Below are 3,893 nucleotides of genomic sequence, written 5' to 3'. Positions count from 1 at the left end.
ATTCAGTTGGACGATGAGAAAGAGCAGATGAGAAAAGTAGCCGATCAGCTTTGCGATGACTATAAAGATGATGCTGAACTGACAGTATTCACCGACCTGGATTTAGAAGACTTCTATGAAACAAGGTGAGATTTGGCTTATCAACTTAGACCCCTTGATTGGCTCAGAGATGAGAAAGACCAGGCCTGCTGTTATTGTGAACGATGACAACTTGGGTAAGCTTCCCTTAAAAGTGGTTGTTCCGATTACTGATTGAAAAGATCGCTATCAAATGGCTGCTTGGATGGTTCAAATACTTCCGGATACGAGAAATGGATTAAGCAAAGCTTCGAGCATAGATTGCTTTCAAGTAAGATCAGTTTCAGAGAAGAGATTTGTGAAAAAGCTGGGTGAAATCAACTCCGTTCAAAGAGACCAAATCAAAGAAGCATTAGCTAAAGTGCTGACTATAGAATGAAAATACGCCGCATAATATCATGCAGCGGGGCTGCCCCAGCCGCAAGTCGGGTTGAAATGAGCTTGGGTGCTTATCGCTCCAAGTTAGCATATTTATGCTCGGAAGATCAACGCCCACAAGTCCGACCTGACGGCTGCACTAAACGTTAGGCCACACCGAAGAAAAGAAAACGAACTAAAAAGTGGTTCGTTCATCGGAGAGCAAAATGCGTTGAAATGTTGAAATTGTTGGTTCTACGAATAACGAATTGGTCAGAGTATGGAATGCGGGAAAAGCTGCTTGAATTGGGCAAAATCCATTATTGAAAGCCAAAGGAAAGAGGCGGTGAAAACGCTAGGAAAGCAATTGCTTAGCGAATCGGCAGAATGACGAACTGGTTGGTAAAAGCAAGCGAATGGGCAAACAAAAGATTGAACTTACCAACTCGGTCAGAAATCTCTCGAATGGAAGATGCAAGGGTGAGGCCCAACAAAAGCTAGCCTCTACCGGGCGTAAAGCCGAGCATGAACGCAGCTCGCCCCAAGTTCTGACAATGCTAACTAGAAAGAAAGATGCGCCAAAGCCGCCGCGCCGCCTGCCCAAATCGTTACCCCTCATTGAAGAAGAAATCTACCCCTAAGCGTTATTGACGGCAAATTCGTATCTTTGCTCAAATAAAGACTGATGGAAGAGCGAAGAGAAAAGTACATTAACCCGTTCACTGATTATGGTTTCAAACGACTATTCGGCGAAGAACCGAATAAAGATTTGTTGCTTGATTTCCTTAACGAACTCCTCAAACACGAACAAGGCCGAATAACGAACTGACTTACCTGAAATCCGATAAGTTAGGTAGTAGCGAAGAAGACCGAAGGGCTGTCTTTGATCTGTATTGCCAGAACGAGCGTGGGGAAAGGTTCATTGTAGAGTTGCAGAAGACCAAACAAAAGTTTTTCAAGGATAGAACAGTATATTAATCAACCGCAGCGGCGGCCGCATTTCCTATCCGAGAGCAGGCACAACGAGGCTCAGATTGGACATTTGAGTTAAAAGCGGTGTATACAGTGGCCATCCTAGATTTTGTTTTTGATGAAGATCAAAACGAGCCTGATAAATTCCGGTATGATGTGAAGTTGACCGACATAGAGACTTGCCAAGTGTTCTACGACAAACTGACTTTTGTCTATCTGGAGATGCCCAAGTTCCAAAAAGATATTAGAGAGCTAGCTACTAGATTCGACAAGTGGATGTTTGTGATCTGTAACCTGAACAAACTGCACAGAGTACCAGATGAACTACGGGAAGGAATCTTTGAGCGTTTGTTTGAGGTAGCGGAGATCGCCCGATTCAGTCCGGAAGAAGTGCAAGCCTACGAAGACAGTCTAAAGTCATACCGAGACTTGAAGAACTCGCTGGATACCGCATTTGAAGAAGGAATAGGGAAAGGAATAGAGAAAGTAGCAATAGGCTTAATTGAAAAGCAGGTTTTGGATGAAATTATTCTACCTACAACAGGACTTACAAAAGAGCAGTTACAATCGTTAAAGAAGAAATTGGAAAACGAGGGGTAACACTATGCAGCAGCCAAGCTTCCCTGAGACGCACCCGGAAGCTTGATGCTCCGAGTGTCAAGAATGAAACACGAAAGTGAAATACCAACAACTCGGCTCGGCTGCTGCATTGGACGTTGGTCCGGCTTAATTGCACCCCAAAGTCAGTAGTTTTTCTAGTTTAAATCTGAGCTTTGTTCAGTGTGGTTAACATAAAACCAATACAATATTTTTGCTGTCAGTAGTGGGCTGCCATCAGCCGTATCTCGTCGTAAGTAACACTTTCGTTACGGTGTCCATAAGAAGCTTTAGGGATAAGTCGCTGTGCATCTAAATGGCAGTTCAATTTTACGATAGTAGCAGAATTAACTAACTTAATTATATGCGGGAAGCCATTTTTAGGCTAAGTGAGCTAAATGACTTCTAATAGTGAAAGAACTATGATACATTGCTCAATATTTTTAAGACCAGAAAATTATTCACAAAAAAATTAGTAAACAATATTTAAAGATTACTACTTTGTAAGAAAAGCAACTCTCTTATTAATCAAATAAACCATATCGAAGAGCCCGAGCTAATTGCGTTATTAAGGCGTCAGGAGCGAACGGCGTTGGCTTACCTCTACGACAACTATGGTACTGCGCTCTACGGGGTCGTGCACCGCATTGTTCAGCACGAGAAGGCTGCCGAAGAAGTGTTGCAAGACACGTTTATTAAGATTTGGGATAATATCGAGTCCTATGACGCAAAAAAGGGGAGGTTATTTACTTGGATGCTAAATATCGCCCGTAATTTAGCCATCGATAAAACCCGATCTAAAGAATTTAGTCACAATAGGAAAACTGATTCCATCAATACTTCCGTACCTATTGTATCATCGGACATGCAAGTTGAGCAGCAAATCAGAGATCATGGGTTAATTAATTTGCTGCAACACCTCAGTCCTGAACAAAAGATAATCGTACATTTAATCTACTTTAAAGGCTATACGCATTCGGAAGTAGCCAAGGAATTTGATATACCACTGGGAACAGTGAAAACACGGCTGCGGGCGGCACTCATAAAATTACGAAAGATACTGAATATCAATTGAATATCGCGGAATACATAGCGTCCGGAATCTTAGAGATATACGTTCTAGGGGAACTTCCCGCCTCAGAGGCCACTGAAGTGGAAACTTTGGCTGAGCGATATCTGGAAGTGCGGGAAGAAATTCAGCGGATTGAACAAACCTATAGTTCTTTGGCAGCTCAAACCGCCGTGGCTCCAAGACCTATGCTCCGAGATGAAATTCTAAATAAGTTAGCTCCCGAAAGCCCCGCTAGCTCATCTGAAGCTGACCGGTCAGTAGAGACCCCTGAAAAATCTGCGAGCGAACCACGAAGAATATGGCCGCTTCAGTTTGGTATCGCCGCTTCGCTGCTGTTCGCAATTTTGTCAGCAGTCGCCGCGCTATACTTCAGGGGACAATGGAGGGAAGCCGAACAGCAGCTAGACCAAGTACTTACGCAAAATCAGGAAATTGCCAGTCAGTACGAAACCGCTACCCAGCGGGCTGATCAACTTTCCGAAAACCTATCAGTAGTAACTTCGCCTAACTTTCAGACTATCCGATTGGCCGGTACTGAGAATTTTCCCAATAATTCAGCGCAGGTTTACTGGAATCCGACTGAATCTCGAGTATATCTAAATCCGGGTAATCTATCCGTTCCGCCGTCAGATAAGCAGTATCAACTGTGGGCTATTGTGGATGGTAAGCCCGTGAGTGCCGGATTGCTAACCCTGTCCGAAGAAAATACCTCTCAACTCGTAGCAATGAATGCCAGCATCAATCAAGCATCGGCTTTCGCTATCACCCTTGAACCTCAGGGCGGAAGCGAGGCTCCTACGATGGATCAGATGTACGT

3 protein-coding genes and 2 pseudogenes are annotated in these 3,893 nt (G+C 43.8%); all 5 read left to right on the top strand.

What is annotated here, in order from left to right; translation table 11 throughout:
• Nucleotides 1–115 precede the first annotated feature (115 nt).
• A pseudogene (locus WBA23_RS25530) lies at nt 116–457 on the top strand (type II toxin-antitoxin system PemK/MazF family toxin).
• Between the two features lie 394 nt (nt 458–851).
• Complete coding sequence (locus WBA23_RS25525; protein ID WP_424585107.1) at nt 852–1,076, top strand: hypothetical protein; 225 nt, start codon at nt 852–854, stop codon at nt 1,074–1,076.
• A gap of 44 nt (nt 1,077–1,120) precedes the next feature.
• A pseudogene (locus WBA23_RS25520) lies at nt 1,121–2,007 on the top strand (Rpn family recombination-promoting nuclease/putative transposase).
• 589 nt (nt 2,008–2,596) lie between these two features.
• Entirely contained in the window at nt 2,597–3,079 is a 483-nt protein-coding gene (locus WBA23_RS25515; protein ID WP_424585106.1) for an RNA polymerase sigma factor, read from the top strand.
• Nucleotides 3,076–3,893: anti-sigma factor (locus WBA23_RS25510; RefSeq protein WP_424585105.1), on the top strand; the 818-nt coding region annotated here is incomplete at its 3' end. The genes WBA23_RS25515 and WBA23_RS25510, both read left to right, overlap by 4 nt.

This window comes from Tunicatimonas sp. (assembly GCF_049647865.1).
Classification (GTDB): domain Bacteria; phylum Bacteroidota; class Bacteroidia; order Cytophagales; family Cyclobacteriaceae; genus Tunicatimonas.
Note: the sequence above shows the minus strand (reverse complement) of the source record. Positions and strands in the feature narration are given on the sequence as shown.